Source organism: Roseicyclus mahoneyensis (assembly GCF_003148775.1).
Taxonomy (GTDB): domain Bacteria; phylum Pseudomonadota; class Alphaproteobacteria; order Rhodobacterales; family Rhodobacteraceae; genus Roseicyclus; species Roseicyclus mahoneyensis.
In genome coordinates this window covers 62793-79880 of sequence record NZ_QGGW01000010.1, presented here as the reverse complement: position 1 = coordinate 79880, position 17088 = coordinate 62793, and the positions used below count along the sequence as shown (strand labels likewise).

Here is a 17088-nt window from a genome sequence, read left to right as displayed (position 1 = left end):
AGACGCGGGCCTCGCCCCGCAGCACTTCAAGGAACGCCCCGGCATGAAGGTCCATATCCTCGACGACTGGTTCGACACGCTGCGGACCCTGCCGAGCTTTAGACTGCTTGACGGGCATGAGGTGACGGTCTGGACCGACCACAGCGACGATGTGGCCGTGCTTGCCGAAAGGCTCCAGCCCGCTGAGGCGCTGGTGCTGTTCCGCGAGCGCACGGCCATTACCGCGCCGCTGCTGGACCGCCTGCCGAACCTGCGGCTCATCAGCCAGCGCAGCGTCTATCCCCATGTCGATGTGCCCGCCTGCACCGCCAATGGCGTGCTCTTGTGTTCGAACATGCATGCCGACGGGCCGTCGGTCGCCGCGGCCGAACTGACCTTTGCGCTCATTCTCGCCTCTGCCCGCCAGATCCCGCAACAGATGGCGGCGCTTCGGGCGGGGGAATGGCAGCTTGCGCCGGGGCAGTCCTTGCGCGGCCGGACGCTCGGCCTTTACGGCTATGGCCGCATCGCCAAACAGGTCGCAAGCTATGCCCGCGCCTTTGGCATGACTGTGGTCTGGTGGGCGTCCGAGGCAGGCCGCGCCAAGGCCCTGGCTGCGGGCGAGACCGTGGCCGCCAGCCGCGCGGCGTTTTTCGCGGACAGCGATTTCGTTTCGGTCCATGTCCGGCTCAAGCCCGAGACCAAGGGCATTCTCACCAAGGGCGACCTTTTGGCGATGAAACCGACCGCCAGCTTCATCAACACCTCGCGCTCGGGCCTTGTCGAACAGGGCGCGCTTGAGGCGGCGCTGGCGGCAGGCCGCCCCGGCCGCCTTGCGCTCGACGTCTTCGACCGCGAGCCGATGACCGCGCCGGTCGACCCGCTGGTCCTGCACCCCAACGTGATCGCCACGCCCCATATCGGCTTTGTCACCGAGGATGAGCTGGACCTGCAATTCGCCGAGATCTACGCCCAGATCAACGCCCATGCGGCCGGCCAGCCCATCCACATGATCAACCCCGAGGCGCGGGGGTAGGGCGCATGTCAGCCGGGCAGGGGCAGGCCCTGCGGGATCACAAGCCCACCACCGGCATCGGCGACGATCATGTCGCCGGGGGCAACGCGCACGCCCTCGATCTCCAGCACCAGCCCCATAAGCGCCCGGCGCAGCGACCCGCCGCCGTCCGCCACCATCACCCGCCCCTTGCCGGGGCTATGGGCCAGCTTGCGCACGCGGGTGTTCATTTCATGCGTCTTGACCGTGGCGGCGTGGCCGGAAAACGCGCCCCTGCCGGCGAAATGTTGCAAGGCAGGGGGCAGGACGCCCGTCTGATCGAGGACATGATCATACAGAGCGCAGGTCGGTGTCATGCCGACTCTCCTGTGCGGGGCGCGGAGGCCCCATAATGATGGAACTTCTCTTCACCTTGCCCGAGGGCCTTTCGACCGTGGCTTTCTGGGTGCTGATGGTCTTCAGCTTCATCGCCTCGCTTATCACGGTCGCCATGGGCATCGGCGGCGGCGGGCTGCTTCTGGCGGTCATGGCAACCCTTGTGCCGCCTGCCGCCCTGATCCCGGTGCATGGTGTGGTGCAGCTGGGGTCCAACGGCGGGCGCGCGATCATGCTCTGGCGCAACATCAGCTGGGCCGCCGTGATCCCCGGCTTCCTGATCGGGTCCCTGATCGGCACGGCCATCGGGGGCGCCGTGGTCGTCGAGCTGCCGCCCAATGTGGTGCAGATCGGGATCGGTGTCTTTGTCATCTATTCGGTCTTTGCCAAGCCGCCGAAATGGCTGTCGGGCTGGCCATGGCTGACCGGGGTGGTGTCGAGCTTTCTGACCATGTTTTTCGGGGCGACGGGCCTGTTCACGGCGAATTACACCAAATCCCTGGGTCTGCCGCGCCATGACCATGTGGCGACCCATGCCGCCCTGATGACCGTGCAGCATTCGCTCAAGGTCGTGGTCTTTGGCCTACTCGGGTTTGCCTTTGGGCCCTGGGCCGGAGTGATCCTTGCGCTGGTCGCGGCGGGGGTTGCTGGCACGCTTGCGGGGCGACTGGTGTTGAACCGGATCAGCGATCGCGGCTTCAAGCTGGCGCTTGACGTGATCCTTGTGCTGATCTCGCTGCGCCTGATCTGGCAGGGGCTTACCGGCTAGGGCCGGGAAAGACGCGGCCATCCATCAGCTTGCGCGCGGTGCGCACGACGCCGGCGCGCAGGACCGTCCAGTCTGCCCCCATCTCGAGCAGCACCTCGGCCGCGCCCGTGGGGTGTTCGACGCGGAACAGGCCATCGTCGGGCATGACGGCCAAGGGCGCTGCAGGACTGCCCGGAAGGGCGCATGCGGTGGCCACGCTCACGGCGGCAAAGACGCCGATGGTGGAATGGACGCGGAAGGGGATGAAACTGCGCGTGGCGATGGCGCCCCCCGCGCGGGGGGCTGCGACCAGCGTCATCTTGGGCACCGATTTCGTCGCCACATCGCCCAAGGCCATCATCGGCCCGGCCTTGAGGCGGATCGCCTCGATCCTCGCCTTGAGGGCTGCGTCACTCTCCAGCGCCTCGGGGGCCTCATCGCCCGTGAGGCCGAATGCGGCAGCGTCCATGACGACACAAGGCATCCCGTTGTCGATCAGCGTGCAGGCGACGCCGTCGATCACGTCAACCGCACGACCCGTGGGCAAAAGGCTGCCGCACATCGAGCCCGCCACATCGCCGAAGACCAGCGGCACGGCCGCATGCCCGCCCGGCACCCCGTCGATGCGGGTCTCGCCGGTGTAATCCACGCGCCCCCCCGGCGTCTGGATCGTCGCGGTGGCGATCTCGCCGGTGTTGACCATGTGGATGCGCACGGCCGTCTCGCCGTCCTGCGCCGCTACCAACCCGCGTTCGATGGCGGCTGGTCCCACACCGGCGAGGATATTGCCGCAGCCCTGCGCGTCGCTGACCAGCGCCTGATCGACAAAGACCTGCAGGAACAGGTAATCCACATCCGCATCGTCCCGCGTCGCGGGCGACAGGATCGCCACCTTGGACGTGAGCGGATCGCCCCCGCCGATCCCGTCGATCTGGCGCGCATCCGGGCTGCCCATGATCCTGAGCATCAGCGCATCGATGGCCGCCCGCCCCGCAGGCAGGTCGCGGGCGAGGAAATAGGCCCCTTTCGACGTGCCCCCCCGCATCCACAGGCAGGGGATGCCGTCAGACATACTTGAGGCCCTTGGCGGCCAGCCGTTCGCGCATCCCGTACAGATCGAGGCCAAGCGCGCCAGAGGCCAGTTTTTCGCGCTTTGCTTCCTCGGCGGCCAACCGCGCCTCGGCGGCGGCCAGCACCGTCTCGGCCTCTTCGCGGCGCACGACGCAGACGCCATCGTCATCGGCCAGAATGATGTCGCCCGCGTTCACGATCTGACCTGCGCAGACGATGGGCACGTTGACCGACCCCAGCGTTTCCTTGACCGTCCCTTCGGCGCTGACGGCCTTGGACCAGACCGGAAAGCCCATCGCGGTCAGGTCGCGCACGTCGCGCACGCCCGCTTCGATCACCAGCCCCTTGCAGCCCCGCGCCATCGCGGCGGTCGCCAGAAGATCGCCGAAATAGCCATTGTCGCAGGGCGACGTCGGGGCAAGGACAAGGATGTCACCGTCTTGCAGCTGTTCGATGGCGACATGCAGCATCCAGTTGTCGCCGGGCGGCGCGCTGATGGTTACCGCCGACCCCGCCACCTGCGCGCCCGCATAGATCGGCCGCATGTACGAGGCGAGGTAGCCGCGCCGTCCCTGCGCCTCATGCACGGTGGCAACGCCCGCCTTGCCAAGCTTTTCGATGATCGCGCGATCTGCGCGCGGCACGTTTTGCACAACGACATTCATGGCCTTACCCCCTCAAAGCTCATCCACGGTGCGCGGAAAGATCGACTGGAACCCTTCGGCATATTTGCAGTCGCGTCCACCCGATTGACCGCCAGAATTGCGCTTGAAGTGATTGGCGCGCTGCTGGGCCACGCGGGTGTAGAATTCCCACAGATGCGCCTGCCCGTTCATATGCTCCATCGCGGCGCGCTTTTTCTCCCAGACGGGCGTGATGTCGAGGAAGGTGTCGGGCTTCCAGCCCATCTGCTCGGTCTGATGCGGCTCGAAGAGGTAAAGCTGCGGCGCGCCCAGCACCTTTTGCCCCGGATTGTGACCCCAGGCTTGGGCCACCATCCGGGCCTCCAGCGCCACTTGGGTCATGTACATGTGGTCGGTGTTGTAGGGGTCGTACTGGCTGTGGCTCATCATCCAGGCAGGCTGCACCTTGCGGATCAGATCCACCAGCCTCATCTTGTCGTCACGCTCCAACGCCAAGGGGTAATCGCCCAGATCGAAACACTCAAGGCGATGGACCCCCAGCACCTCGGCTGCGGCCTCGGCCTCGGCCCGGCGGATCGCCTTGACCTCGTCCAGACTTTTGCCCTCTTTCCAGAGCTTCGCGCTTTCGCCGCGCTCGCCAAAGGACATGCAGGCCACTGTCACCTCGTAGCCCATTTCGGCATGCAGCGCGATGGCGCCGCCGCAGCGCCAGACGAAATCGGCAGCATGGGCCGACAGGATCAATGCGGTTTTCGGGGTGCTCATGGGTCGGGTTGCCTTCTGCGGGGTGATCCATTCCGGATAATCTGCCATGCTGCGCGCACAACTCAAATTTTCTACCCGATCCATAATTTTCCAGCATTGTGGATGGAAAAGTCTTTTCGCCCGTGCAAGCCTTGATGCGCAAACGGATCGTGACACGGGACGGAAGAGATCATGACGAATGACCATATTTCCTTCATCGGATTTGGTGAGGCGGCAGGGGCGTTCCTGTCGGGTTGGGCGCTGGTCGACCCTGCGCGCGTCGCCGCCTTTGACATAAAGTCGGAACAGAGCGGTGCCGCAGACATGATGCGCGCACGCTATGCCCAGACAGGCGTGCGCGGCTGCGCCAGCCCCGCCGAGGCGGTGGCGGGAACCGCGATGGTCTTTTCCGTCGTGACCGCTGATCAGGCGCTGTTTGCGGCCAAAGCCGCCGCGCCGCATCTGCCCAAGGGGGTTTTCTGGTTCGACTGCAATTCCTGTGCGCCTGCCACCAAGCGCCGCGCCGCCGAGGTGATCGAGGCGGCAGGCGGGCGCTACGTCGATGTCGCCGTGATGGCGCCGGTCTACCCCAAACGCCACCATGTGCCGCTGAACATCGCAGGCCCGCATGCCGAGGCGGCAGCGGAGGTCTTGCGCAGCCTCGACATGAAACCCACCGTCACCGGCCCGGAGGTCGGGCATGCCTCCTCCATCAAGATGATCCGGTCCGTCATGATCAAGGGACTGGAGGCGCTGGTCGCCGAATGCTTCCTGTCCGCCCGCCGCGCGGGGGTCGAAGAGCAGGTGCTGGCTTCGCTCGAGGCGTCCGACCCCGATATCGCCTGGCGCAAGCGCGGGGCCTACAACCTCGAGCGGATGATGGTCCATGGCGCGCGCCGCGCCTCGGAGCTGCGCGAGGTCGCCATCACGGTGGAAGATCTGGGCCTGCCCGGGCTGATGTCCGCCGCCACCGCCGAATGGCAGGACAAGATCGCCGCCCTCAAGGCCGATCCGGGCGGCGATGACCTGACCGCCCGGCTGGATGCCATCCTGACCCGCCTATGAGCCTTGCCAGCCTGCGCCACCTGCGGCTGTTTCTGGCGGTCGTCGACCTGAGGTCGCTGACACTGGCGGCCGAGGCCTGCGGCGTGACGCAACCGGCGGTGACGCAGGCCATGGCCAACCTCGAGGCGCGGGCGGGCGGCGCGCTGTTCCAGCGCTCGCGCCATGGCGCCTTTGCGACGGACCGTGGCGTGACGCTGGCCCACAGGGTCCGGCGCGCGCTGGGGTTTCTTGACCCCGCACTTACCGAGGTGTCGCCGCGCCTGCCGCTGACCGTGACGCGCGCGCAGATCACAGCGCTTGTCGCGGTGCGCGAGGCCGAGAATTTCACCCTTGCCGCGCGCAGTCTTGGCGTTGGGCAGCCCAGCGTTCACCGCGCCGTGGCGCAGGTCGAGCATGAGGCCGGCCGCCCGCTGTTCGAGCGCACCGCCTACGGGTTGATCCCGACGCGGGCCTGTCGCGCGCTGGCGCAGGCGGCACGGCTGGCGCTGGCGGAACTGGGTCAGGCCGAGGCCGATCTGGCCGAGATGGACGGGGCCGAGGCAGGGCGCATCGTCATCGGCGCGCTGCCCTTGTCGCGGTCTGCGATCTTGCCGCGTGCGCTGGCCCGCTTCCGCGAGGCGCGCCCGCGCCAGCCCGTCAGCGTGATCGACGGCGTCTATGGCGAGTTGCTGGCGGCGTTGAGGCGGGGCGACATCGACGTGATCGTGGGCGCGCTGCGCGACCCTGCGCCGATCGGCGATGTGGTGCAGGAACGGCTGTTCGACGACCGTCTCGCCTTTATCGCGGGGCGCGCGCATCCGATGGCAGGGCGCACGGCTATAGCGGTCGCCGATCTGGCGCGCGAGCCGTGGGTGGTGCCGCGCCCCGGAACGCCCGCGCGGGCGCAGTTCGACGGTATCTTTGCGGCAGCGGGCGTTGCCCCGCCGGGTCAGTATTCTGGAAAGCGGGTCGATCTTGCTGATGCGCGAGATGCTGGACGAGGGGCGGCTTCTGGGCTGTATCTCGGGCGCGCAGGCCGAGGCCGAGATCCGAAAGGATCTCGTGGCGCGTCTCGATGTCCGGGTCGATCTGCCGGGGCGGCCCATCGGCCTGAGCACGCGCAGCGACTGGGAGCCGACGGCAGCACAACGCCAGATGCTGGATCTGATCCGCACCGAGGGGCGCAAGGCCGGGGCGGGGTGATGCCACGCTTTTCCGATGTGGCGCAGGGGTGCGGGGCGGGCTAGGCTTTTGGCCAACCGGATTTGCAACGACCAAGGGGGCATAATGGCACAGCATGTGACGATCGCGCAGCGCCGGGCGGCTCTCGCCGAACCGCATGACTGCACCGATGCCGCAGATGAGCTGACGATCCAGCACGCGCTGTTCGACACGCTGGTCAAGCGCGTGAGGCAAGGCTTCGTGCCGCATCTGGCGACAGGCTGGACGGTCGGCGCTGATGCCCGCAGCTGGACCTTTCACCTGCGCCCCGGGCAGGTGTTCCACGATGGCACGCCCTGTGATGCGATGGCTGTGGTGGCATCCCTGGCGCGGATGGCGCGGCCCGACAAGGGCTATGCGTTGGGCGCGCCTGCGGTCTGGCGGCAGTATCTGGGCGGCGCCAAGCTGTCGGCCCCCGACCCGCTGACCGTGGTGGTCGAGTTGCCCGAGCCGCTGGCCGATCTGCTCGACATTCTTGAGCAGGGGTTCATCCTGTCGCCCGACAGCACTGCGGCACTGGACCGGGGCGAGGATGTGGCCCCCGTGGGCTCAGGTCCTTATCGCCTGACCTCGCGCGCCCCTGACCGCATCACCGCCGCGCGTGTTGCAGGGCATTTCGCCGCCGGCGGCCCGGCGCAGGTGACATGGTGCGCGGTGCCAGACCCGGCCGAGCGTCTGGCGCTGCTGCTGCAAGGCGAGGTGGAGGTGGCGACGCTGCTTGATCCCGCCACCGCCACGGCGCTGACGGCAGCGGGTCATACCCGGCACGATTACCTGTCGCCGGTGGCGATCATCTACCTGCTCAATGCCGCGCGCGGGCCGCTGGCCGATGCGCGGTTGCGTCAAGCGCTCAGCCTCGGGGTCGACCGTGCAGCGCTGATCGATACGGTGCTGGACGGCATGGCGCAGCCTTTGCGCGGCTTCGTCAGCCCGGTGCATTTCGGGGCGGGCGATGCTTCGCGCGACCCGTTCGACCCCGACCGGGCGCGTGCGATGATCGCCGAGGCGGGCTATGCGCAGGGTCTGCGCCTGAGCGTCGATTGCCCCACCCGCCTGCCCGACGAGGCCGAGCGGCTGACGGCGGCGCTGGCCGAGCAACTGGCGCGCTTGGGGATAGCCCTTGATGTCACGCGCCATACCGACCGTGAAGGCTACGCCCATATGGTCCGCCGCAAGGAGATCGGCGATATGTGCGTGTTTGATTCCAGCCCGATGAGCACATTCCGCGTGCTCTTTGAGAAGATCGACGCCCGCGTGGCGGGGTCGTGGTGGCAGGGCTATCACAACGCGCAAGCCGAGGCGCTTCTTGACCAAGGGCGGCGGGAAACCGACAGCGCCACCCGCGCCGCGATCTATGCCGAGGCTTACGGCGTGCTGCAGGACGATCCGCCGTGGCTCACGCTCTACAATCCGCAGCGCGTGATGGGGCTTGCGGGGGGGCAGCCCGATTTCGCCATGCCTGTCGACGGCGTGATCGACGTGACCGCGCTGCCCTATCCCTAGAGGATATGCGACAAGAAGGCCTGCGTCCGGTCATAGCGCGGGTTGGCGAAAAAGGCCTCGGGAGTGTCGGATTCCACGATCTCGCCGCCGTCCATGAACACGACCTTGTCGGCGACCTGACGGGCAAAGCCCATCTCGTGGGTGACGCAGATCATCGTCATCCCGTCCTCGGCCAGTTCGACCATGACGTCGAGCACTTCCTTGATCATCTCGGGGTCAAGCGCCGAGGTTGGCTCGTCGAAGAGCATGATCTTGGGCTTTGTGCACAGCGACCGCGCGATGGCCACGCGCTGCTGCTGGCCGCCGGACAGTTGCAGCGGGTATTTCCTGGCCTGATCGGCGATGCCCACCCGTTCGAGGTGGCGCATCGCGGTCTCCTCCGCCTCCTTGCGGGGGGTTTGCAGGCCCAGTGTCGGGGTGAGCGTGCAGTTTTCCAGCACCGTGAGGTGTGGAAACAGGTTGAAGCTCTGGAACACCATGCCGATGTTACGGCGGATCAGGGCTTGGTTCTTGCCCTTCTTTTCCACCTCCACGCCATCGACGACGATGTCGCCCTCCTGATGGTGTTCAAGCTGGTTGATGCAGCGGATCAGGGTCGATTTCCCCGATCCTGAGGGGCCGCAGACCACGTAGATTTCGCGGTCGCGCACTGTCAGGCTGACGTCCTTGAGCACGTGGAACGGACCGAACCATTTGTTCAGCTTGGTGATCTCGATCACCTTTTTCGCACCCTCGATCCGGCTCATCGGTCACGCCCCGCAGACAGTTTTCGTTCAAGCCCAATGGAATAGGACGACATCGCAAAACAGAAGACGAAGTAGATCAGCGAGACGACGAAGAAGGGCTCGATGAACAGGCCCAGCCAGTCGCTGTCTTCGCCCACGGCACGGGCCATGTTCATCAGGTCGAACAGGCCGATTATCGAGACCAGAGTCGTGTCCTTGAACAGGCCGATGAAATTGCCGACGATGGTCGGGATCATGATCTTGAGCGCCTGCGGCATGATCACCTGCGTGGTGGTCTGCCAATAGCCAAGGCCCAGCGACGCTGCGGCCTCGTATTGCCCTTTCGGGATCGCCTGCAGGCCCCCCCGGATCACCTCGGCCATATAGGCGGCGGCGAACAGACACACGGCCACGATGGCCCGAACAAGCTGGTTGACCGATGTGCCCTCGGGCAAGAACAGCGGCAGCATCGTGTTGAACATGAACAAGATCGTGATCAGCGGCACCGAGCGGAACAGTTCGATGAACAGCGTCGACAACAGCGAGATGACCGGCATGTTCGAGCGTCGCCCCAGCGCCAGCAAGATGCCAGCGGGCAACGAGAAGGTGATGCCGATGCCCGAGATCACGAGGGTCAGGAACAATCCGCCCCAAAGCTGCGTGCGCACTCCGGGCAGGGACCATTGCGAGACGACGCCGTAGCACACAAGGAACAGGAGCAGCGCAGCGATCTGGCGCACGCGCTTTTGCTTCACGTCTTCGGTTGCGCCCGCGAAACGGCGGCCGATCCATTCGCCCACGCTCAACCCGGTGACCCGTTCGCAGATCGCCGTCGCCCAGACCCAGACAAAGCCCGACAGGCCAAGTGCGATCAGCGCGCTCCAGACCACGCCTTTGCTGCCGCCGAGAAAGAAATAGCTGGCCAGAAACGGGTAGAGCAGCACCGCACTCAGGCCGATGGCGACCTTGGATTTCACGCCACCCATCCACAGGGGGATCATCCACACGATCAGCGCCAGAAACCCGAGGTTGATGCGCCAGACCTGATCCTTTGGGTAAAGCCCGTAGATCATGTTGGGCAGCCATTTGGCCACACCGGGCCAGCACGCGCCGGACCGTCCCACCATGTCGAGACATTCGCGGCGGTTATCGGCATCCCAGACCGCGTTGAATACCGCCCAGTTCAGCACCCAGCCCACCACCGTCACGGCGATGTAGAGGCCAAGGATGGTCATCAAGGTGTTGGGAATGTCCTTGAACAGGTTCTGGCGCAGCCATGCGGCAGGCCCGACCACGTTCGAGGGGGCGGGGCGGCTTGGTTTGGGCTGGAACACGATGGTCATGGCTCAGCGCTCCTTCAACTGGACGCTGCGGTTGTAGCGGTTCATCACCAGCGACACCGACAGGCTGACGATGCAGTAGAACGCCATGGTCATCGCCACGATCGGGATCGCCCGGCCCGACTGGTTGAGCGAGGTGTTCATCCAGACGCTGACCAGATCGGGGAAACCGATGGCGATGGCGAGCGAGGAGTTCTTGGTGACGTTGAGGTATTGCGAGATCAGCGGCGGAATGATGACGCGCATCGCCTGCGGCAGCACCACGCGGCGCAGCGTCCAGTTGGCGGGCAGGTTCAGCGCGCCTGCGGCTTCAAGCTGGCCCTTGCCCACGGACTGGATGCCCGAGCGCACGATTTCGGCGATGAAGCACGAGGTGTAGGCCGACAGCGCCACGATCAGCGCGCAGAAACTTGGGGGCACCGAGATACCGCCGACAAGGTTGAAGCCTTGAAGGACGGGCATCGTCCACTCCATCGGGCTGCCCGTGGCGAGAAACACCACCATCGGCACCAAGATCACCATGGCGATCCCCGAGGATATGGCGGGAAAGGATTTCCCGGTCCGGTCGCGCCGCGCCTCTTCGTATTTGTAAAGCGTGATGGCACCGATCAGGGCCAGCACGAAGGCGGCGACGACAAGGCCCCACCCGTCTTGCGGCACCGGTCCGGGCATGTAGAACCCGCGGTTGTTCAGCATGAACCCTTCCACCAGCACCACGCTGTCGCGCGGGCGGGGCAGCAGATTGAACACGCCAAAATACCACGCGATGATCTGCAACAGCAGGGGAGTGTTGCGCAGCAACTCGACATAGGCGCGCGCGACGCCCGAGATGATCCAGTTTGTCGACAGGCGGGCAAGGCCCACCAGAAGTCCGAGGATCGTCGCAAAGACGATCGAGACGACCGCGACCAGAAGCGTGTTGAGAATGCCGACCGCAAAGACGCGCAGGTAGGTGTCGCCCTCGGTGTAGGAGATCAGCGTGAAGCCGATGCCGAAGCCCGCCGAAACGTCGAGAAAGCCAAAGCCCGCAGACAGGCTGCGCGCGGCGAGGTTGGTGATCGTGTTGTCCACGAGCCACCAGAAAAATCCGATCACGCCCGCCAGCGTCAGGATCTGAAATACGATCGACCGGATGCGGGCGTCGAAGAACGCCTTTGCCAGTCCTGATCTTTCGGGGGGGGATGTCGAGGAACGACTGTCGGTTATGGCCATGGCCGTGCTCCGCCTGCTCTAGGTGCCGGTCAAGGGGGATACGTGCCCGCGCGAGGGGCGGGCACGTATCGTAGGGTCAGAAGGTCAGGCGACGATCAGCGGAACGGGGGGGCATACATGATGCCGCCTTCGGTCCAGAGCGCGTTCAGCGTGCCGTCGCGCGGAATGCCGATGGGCGTGTTGACGCCGATATGACGCTCGTAGACTTCGCCGTAGTTGCCGACGGCCGTGAGCACGTTGACCATGAAATCCGCGCTGAGGCCCAGACCTTCGCCGATGTTGCCCTCGGTGCCCAGCAGGCGGGCGATGTTGGGATCGGCAGAAGCGGTCATTTCCGCGACGTTCTCGGAGGTCACGCCCAGTTCCTCGGCGTTCATCATGCCGTAGATGACCCAGCGCACGAGGTTCGCCCATGCGTCATCGCCCTGACGGACGACCGGGCCGAGCGGCTCTTTCGACACGGTCTCGGGCAGGATGATATGCGCCGACGGGTCGGGGAAGGCAGACCGACGTGCGGCCAGACCGGATTTGTCGTTGGTATAGGCATCGCAGCCGCCGCCGAGGTAGGTTTCCACCAGAACGTTGACGTTCTCGTTGGTCACCGGCGTGAAGGACATGCCGTTTGCGCGGAAATAGTCGGCAAGGTTCAGTTCGGTGGTGGTGCCGGTCAGAACGCAGATCGTCGCGCCATCGAGTTCCAGCGCCGAGGTGATTCCGCTGTCCGCGGGCACGAGGAAACCCTGACCGTCGTAGAAGTTCACGGCGGTGAAATCGAGGCCAAGCTGGGTGTCGCGCACGGCGGTCCAGGTGGTGGTGCGCGAGAGCATGTCGCTTTCGGAGTTCGCCAGCGAGGTGAAGCGCACGGCCGAGGTCACGGACTGGTATTCCACCATGTCCGGATCGCCAAAGATTGCGGCCGACACGGCACGGCACATGTCGACGTCGATGCCCGACCAGGTGCCGTCATCGGCCAGCGCGTAAAAGCCCGGGGTCGGCAGACCGACCTGGCAGTTCAGCATGCCGCGTTCCTGCACGGTCGCGAGCGTGGCTTGTGCGAAGGCGGGCGCACCTGCACCCAGCATCAGCGCGCAGCTGGTGATAGCAATAAATCTCATATTGGTCTTCCCCATTGGTTGTTTTTTCATGGAACCCGCGCCGCAGGTCAGATCTCCACCCTAGACACGCGTCTCGTTTAACAAAGCCGAGCCGGTGCGATTTGTCACTACCGTTCGGCTGGGAACATTTCTTACGCGATGTAATCCGCCTTTGCACCAAAATTAAGCAACTCGAGAAGGCCGCTGGCTTTGCGGACGGAGAATCCCCCGGTTTGCTCTGGGATCGACAGATCGGGTCCGCTAGGGCTTGGGGACGATGTGCGGACAGGCGCGGCGGGGCGTGCACCCCCGTGACGCCGGAGATGAAGGGAGCGATCGAATGGCGACATTTGACACGGCGTTTGTGCAAGAGAATTTTCCGGCGCTGGGCAAGGGGCAGGTCTATCTCGACAATGCCGGCGGGTCGCAGGTCGCGCGGCAGGTCGCGGACCGTCTGAACGATTATCTCTTCACCGCGAATGTGCAGCTTGGCGCCAGTTACGGCGCCTCGGTCCGTGCGGGTGCGATGGTCCATGAGGGGCGGCAGGCGCTGGCCACCTTGTTCAACGCCGCGCGGCCCGAAGAGGTGGTGATGGGCGCGACCACGACGCAGCTTTTCGACCAGCTGGCGCGCGCGCTGGTCCAGAGATGGGCACCGGGCGACGAGGTGATCGTCACCAATTTCGACCATGAGGCCAATATCGGCCCGTGGCGGAAACTGGCCGACAAGGGCATCGTGATCCGGGAATGGAAGATGCGTCCGGGCGCGAACCGGCCCGATCTCGATGACCTCAAGGCGCTGATGACGGAGCGCACCCGGCTGGTGGCCGTGACGCATGCCTCCAACATCTACGGCACGATCAACGATGTGCGCGCCATCGCCGACGTGGTCCATGCGGGCGGCGCGCTGATCTGTGTGGACGGGGTCGCCTATGCGCCGCACCGGGCCATCGACGTGCAGGCGTTGGGGGCGGATTTCTACGCCTTTTCCGTCTACAAGGTCTATGGGGTGCATTTTGCCGCCCTCTATGGTCGGTATGACCATTTGCTTGCGGCGGGCAACATCAACCACAGTTTTTTCAGCCCCGAAAAGGTGCCCCAGAAGCTGGAGCCGGGAAACGCCAATTACGAGGCCGCCTATTCATGTGTCGGCGTGATCGACTACCTCGAGGCCCTCGCGCAGGCCCATGGCGTCAACACCAAGGGCCGCGCGGCGGTCGAGGCGGCCTTTGCCCTGATCGCCGATCATGAGGCGGCGCTGTCGCAACGCCTTCTCGACTATCTGACCGCGCGCGAGGACGTGACGATTATCGGCGACCCATCACCCGAGGCTGACCGCCGGGTGCCCACGATTTCCTTCGTGATCGAAGGCCAGCCGTCCGAGGCGGTGGTGCGCGCGGTCGATCCTGCCGGCATCGGCATCCGCTTTGGCGATTTCTATTCGCGCGGGCTGGTGCAGGATCTGGACCTGCCAAACCCCGATGGGGTCATCCGCGTCTCGGCGGTGCATTACAACACGGCGGATGAGATCGACCGCCTGATCGACCGGCTGGAACAGATCCGCACCAAGGGGCTGGAGGCGGTGGCATGACCCCGCTCGATACCATCATCCGCGGCGGCACCATCGTGACGGCCAGCGACACATCCCGCGCTGACATCGGCATCAAGGGTGGGCGGATCGTGATGATCGGCGAGGATCTTGGCCCCGATCTTTACGACGCGCCCGAGGTGATCGACGCCACCGGCCTGATCGTGGTGCCCGGCGGCATCGACAGCCATGTCCATATCTCGCAACCGGGCGAGCCGGGCGTGGTCATCGCCGATGATTTCGAGAGCGGCACGCGGGCCGCGATCTTCGGCGGGCTGACCACCGTGCTGCCGTTTTGCCTGCAGGCCAAGGGCCAGAGCTTGCGCGAGGCGGTCACATGGTATCACGGGCTGGCCGAGGGGAACTGCTACTGCGATGTCAGTTTCCACCTGATCGTGACCGACCCGACCCCGCAGGCGCTGGGCCAAGACCTGCCCGCGCTGGTCGCCGACGGCTATGCCTCGATCAAGCTGTTCATGACCTATGAGGGGATGAAACTGTCCGACAGGGACATATTGCGCACGCTGGAGGCCGCGAAAACCTCGGGCGCGTTGGCGATGGTGCATGCCGAGAACGACGACATGATCGAGTTTCTGCGCGACGGCGCCGAGGCGCGCGGCGAGACGGCGCCGAAATACCACGCCACCACGCGACCCATCCCCGCCGAGCGCGAGGCGACGCACCGCGCGATCGCGCTGGCCGAGGTGATCGGAACCCCCATCGTTGTGGTCCATGTCTCCAACCGCGATGCGATGGAGGAAATCCGCGCAGGCCGCGCACGCGGCAGCGTGGTCTATGGCGAGACCTGTCCGCAGTATCTGGTGTTGACGGCTGACGACATGGACCGCACCGGGTTCGACGGGGCGAAATACGTCTGCTCGCCGCCCCCGCGCGACACCGCCCAACAGGCCGCCTGCTGGGAGGGGCTGATGACAGGCGTTTTCGACCTCTATTCCTCGGATCATTGCCCCTACCGGTTCGAGGATGAGCAGGGCAAGAAGCGCCCCGCAGGCGTCAAAAGCTTTCGCTATGTCCCCAACGGCATTCCCGGTGTGGAAACGAGCCTGCCGATCCTGTTCTCCGAAGGGGTCAGCAAGGGGCGGATCGACCTCAACCGTTTCGTGGCGTTGACCTCGACCAACCACGCGAAACTCTACGGGCTGTACCCGCAGAAAGGCACCATCGCGGTCGGGTCGGATGCCGATCTGGTGCTCTGGGACCCGGCTGAGACCCGAACGATCCGGCAAGACGATCTGCATCACGGCGCCGATTACACTCCCTATGAAGGGTTTCAGGTCACGGGCTGGCCGGTGCGCACGATCCTGCGCGGCAAGACGGTGATGGCCGATGGCGCGTTGCGCGCGGATAAGGGTGTGGGCCGGTATCAGGGCCGGACGCCTCATCATCGGGCCGCTGCGCCCTGATCGCGCATAGGGTCAGACACCTTCGCGCGTCAAAAATGATACTTTCGATACAAATGCCTATCCTTTTGCGCCGAGAAGTACTGCCTGTCTTGAGGTAGTTTCCGCTCCAAAGGAGCATCGAATGGACATTGTCACCGCACAATCGCGCGAAAGCCACGTAGCGCAAGGCGTGGCTGAAATAGTGACGCGCCTTGACCTGCCCCGACGCGGCCGCCCCGATTTCGTCGCGGTGCATTTCGGCGTCGGCCTTCACGCGGCAAAGCTGCGCGACGCGCTGCTCGGGTCGCTGGGTGCGGGGGCGCTGCACGGAGGGTCGTCTTGCCTTGGCGTCATGGGACGGGACGGGGTTGATATCGCCGGTGCGGGCCTTGGGGCTTTTGCGATCTGGGATGCCGAGGGCAGCTATGGCACCGGCGCGGCCGATCTGGGGGAAAATGCCGAGGAGGCGGCCCGCCATGCGGCACTGGCGGCGCTGGCGCAGGCAGGCCGCTCGGGCGAGATGCCGGACATGGTCTGGCTGAGCGTCGCGCCCGGGCGTGAGGAACAGGTTCTGGCGGGCCTGCGCGCGGTGGTGGGGGCGGAAACCCTGATCGTGGGTGGCAGTTCAGCCGACAATGACATCAGCGGCAGTTGGGCGCAGTTCGGCCCCGACGGCGTGCATGGCGATGGGGTCGTGGTGTCGGTGCTGTTTCCCAGCCAGCCCATCGCCTCGGTCTACCAAAGCGGCTATGCCCCCACGGGCGCGCAGGGCCATGTCACCCGCGTGGAGGGCCGCCGCCTGATCGAGATCGACGGCCGCCCCGCCGCGCAGGTGCTGCATGACTGGTCGGGGGGGGTGGTGCCGATGGCCGGGCAAGAGCCTTGTTCGATCCTCGCGGCCTCGACCCTCTGGCCGCTGGGGCGGGTGACGCGCCATCTGGCGGGCGTGCCGTTCCACCTGCTGGCCCATCCGGCGGTCGCCCATCCTGACGGGTCGGTCGACCTGTTCGCCGATGTCGCCCAAGGCGATCACCTCTGGCAGATGCAGGGATCGGCCGACAGTCTCGTGGCGCGGGCGGGCCGGGTGGCGGCACAGGCGCGCGAAAGCGCGGGCGGCGCGGTCGCGGGCGCGCTGGTGGTCTATTGCGGCGGCTGCATGTTGGCCGTGCGCGACCGTATGGAGGAGGTTTCGGCCGGGATTGAGGCCGCACTGGGCGATGTGCCGTGGCTTGGGGTCTTCACCTTCGGCGAACAGGGTGTTCCGGTCGGTGACGAGGCCAAGCATGGCAACCTGATGATTTCGTGCAGCGTGATCGCGCAGCCTGACCCATGACCGCCGCGCAGGCCATCCAGCGCGGCAGGCCGGACGCCGTCCGCCTGCG

The 17088-nt window shown here is 65.8% G+C and carries 16 protein-coding genes; 8 read left to right on the top strand and 8 right to left on the bottom strand.

Annotated elements, in window-relative coordinates; translation table 11 throughout:
- Positions 1-43 precede the first annotated feature (43 nt).
- Positions 44-1015: a D-2-hydroxyacid dehydrogenase family protein gene (locus tag C7455_RS16945; RefSeq protein WP_109670330.1), complete on the top strand. Its 972-nt coding sequence runs from the start codon at positions 44-46 to the stop codon at positions 1013-1015.
- A gap of 8 nt (positions 1016-1023) precedes the next feature.
- On the opposite strand, the gene C7455_RS16940 is transcribed toward C7455_RS16945, so the two are convergent.
- Entirely contained in the window at positions 1024-1350 is a 327-nt protein-coding gene (locus C7455_RS16940) for an RraA family protein (RefSeq protein WP_109670250.1), read from the bottom strand.
- A 35-nt stretch (positions 1351-1385) separates the two neighbouring features.
- Here C7455_RS16940 and C7455_RS16935 point away from each other — a divergent pair, with 35 nt between their 5' ends.
- Positions 1386-2138, top strand: a complete 753-nt coding sequence (locus C7455_RS16935; RefSeq protein ID WP_109670248.1) for a sulfite exporter TauE/SafE family protein — start codon at positions 1386-1388, stop codon at positions 2136-2138.
- On the opposite strand, the gene C7455_RS16930 is transcribed toward C7455_RS16935, so the two are convergent.
- The 3 genes from C7455_RS16930 to C7455_RS16920 are packed head-to-tail and all read right to left on the bottom strand — an operon-like array spanning position 2128 to position 4597.
- Complete coding sequence (locus C7455_RS16930; protein WP_109670246.1) at positions 2128-3189, bottom strand: 4-oxalomesaconate tautomerase; 1062 nt, start codon at positions 3187-3189, stop codon at positions 2128-2130. The genes C7455_RS16935 and C7455_RS16930 overlap by 11 nt on opposite strands.
- Positions 3182-3853: a 4-carboxy-4-hydroxy-2-oxoadipate aldolase/oxaloacetate decarboxylase gene (locus C7455_RS16925; RefSeq protein WP_109670245.1), complete on the bottom strand. Its 672-nt coding sequence runs from the start codon at positions 3851-3853 to the stop codon at positions 3182-3184. Before C7455_RS16925 ends, C7455_RS16930 begins: the two co-directional genes overlap by 8 nt.
- A gap of 12 nt (positions 3854-3865) precedes the next feature.
- Positions 3866-4597, bottom strand: coding sequence for a PIG-L deacetylase family protein (locus C7455_RS16920; RefSeq protein ID WP_109670329.1), 732 nt, complete (start codon positions 4595-4597; stop codon positions 3866-3868).
- A gap of 171 nt (positions 4598-4768) precedes the next feature.
- On the opposite strand from C7455_RS16920, the gene C7455_RS16915 reads away from it, so the two are divergent.
- From C7455_RS16915 to C7455_RS16905, 3 genes are read left to right on the top strand one after another with little or no spacing between them, the layout of a single operon-like run.
- On the top strand, positions 4769-5641 hold the full coding sequence (locus C7455_RS16915) for an NAD(P)-dependent oxidoreductase (protein WP_109670243.1): 873 nt from the start codon (positions 4769-4771) through the stop codon (positions 5639-5641).
- Entirely contained in the window at positions 5638-6867 is a 1230-nt protein-coding gene (locus C7455_RS16910) for a LysR family transcriptional regulator (protein ID WP_245904386.1), read from the top strand. The genes C7455_RS16915 and C7455_RS16910 overlap by 4 nt, the downstream gene beginning before the upstream one ends.
- A 40-nt stretch (positions 6868-6907) precedes the next feature.
- Positions 6908-8344 carry an ABC transporter substrate-binding protein gene (locus C7455_RS16905; protein WP_109670242.1) on the top strand — a complete coding sequence of 479 codons (1437 nt, stop codon included), beginning with the start codon at positions 6908-6910 and terminating at the stop codon, positions 8342-8344.
- On the opposite strand, the gene C7455_RS16900 is transcribed toward C7455_RS16905, so the two are convergent.
- The 4 genes from C7455_RS16900 to C7455_RS16885 all read right to left on the bottom strand — a co-directional run bounded on the left by C7455_RS16900 (position 8341) and on the right by C7455_RS16885 (position 12736).
- On the bottom strand, positions 8341-9090 hold the full coding sequence (locus C7455_RS16900) for an amino acid ABC transporter ATP-binding protein (protein ID WP_109670240.1): 750 nt from the start codon (positions 9088-9090) through the stop codon (positions 8341-8343). The genes C7455_RS16905 and C7455_RS16900 overlap by 4 nt on opposite strands.
- Positions 9087-10412, bottom strand: a complete 1326-nt coding sequence (locus C7455_RS16895) for an amino acid ABC transporter permease (protein ID WP_109670239.1) — start codon at positions 10410-10412, stop codon at positions 9087-9089. Before C7455_RS16895 ends, C7455_RS16900 begins: the two co-directional genes overlap by 4 nt.
- A 3-nt stretch (positions 10413-10415) precedes the next feature.
- Positions 10416-11621 carry an amino acid ABC transporter permease gene (locus C7455_RS16890; RefSeq protein WP_109670237.1) on the bottom strand — a complete coding sequence of 402 codons (1206 nt, stop codon included), beginning with the start codon at positions 11619-11621 and terminating at the stop codon, positions 10416-10418.
- Between the two features lie 95 nt (positions 11622-11716).
- Entirely contained in the window at positions 11717-12736 is a 1020-nt protein-coding gene (locus C7455_RS16885) for an amino acid ABC transporter substrate-binding protein (protein WP_109670327.1), read from the bottom strand.
- Between the two features lie 319 nt (positions 12737-13055).
- Here C7455_RS16885 and C7455_RS16880 point away from each other — a divergent pair, with 319 nt between their 5' ends.
- The 3 genes from C7455_RS16880 to C7455_RS16870 all read left to right on the top strand — a co-directional run bounded on the left by C7455_RS16880 (position 13056) and on the right by C7455_RS16870 (position 17039).
- Positions 13056-14306, top strand: a complete 1251-nt coding sequence (locus C7455_RS16880) for a cysteine desulfurase-like protein (protein ID WP_109670236.1) — start codon at positions 13056-13058, stop codon at positions 14304-14306.
- Positions 14303-15727 (top strand): dihydropyrimidinase, encoded by a 1425-nt coding sequence (gene hydA / locus C7455_RS16875; RefSeq protein ID WP_109670234.1) that lies wholly within the window; start codon positions 14303-14305, stop codon positions 15725-15727. The genes C7455_RS16880 and hydA overlap by 4 nt, the downstream gene beginning before the upstream one ends.
- Before the next feature lie 121 nt (positions 15728-15848).
- Positions 15849-17039, top strand: a complete 1191-nt coding sequence (locus tag C7455_RS16870; RefSeq protein WP_109670232.1) for an FIST signal transduction protein — start codon at positions 15849-15851, stop codon at positions 17037-17039.
- Positions 17040-17088 lie beyond the last annotated feature (49 nt).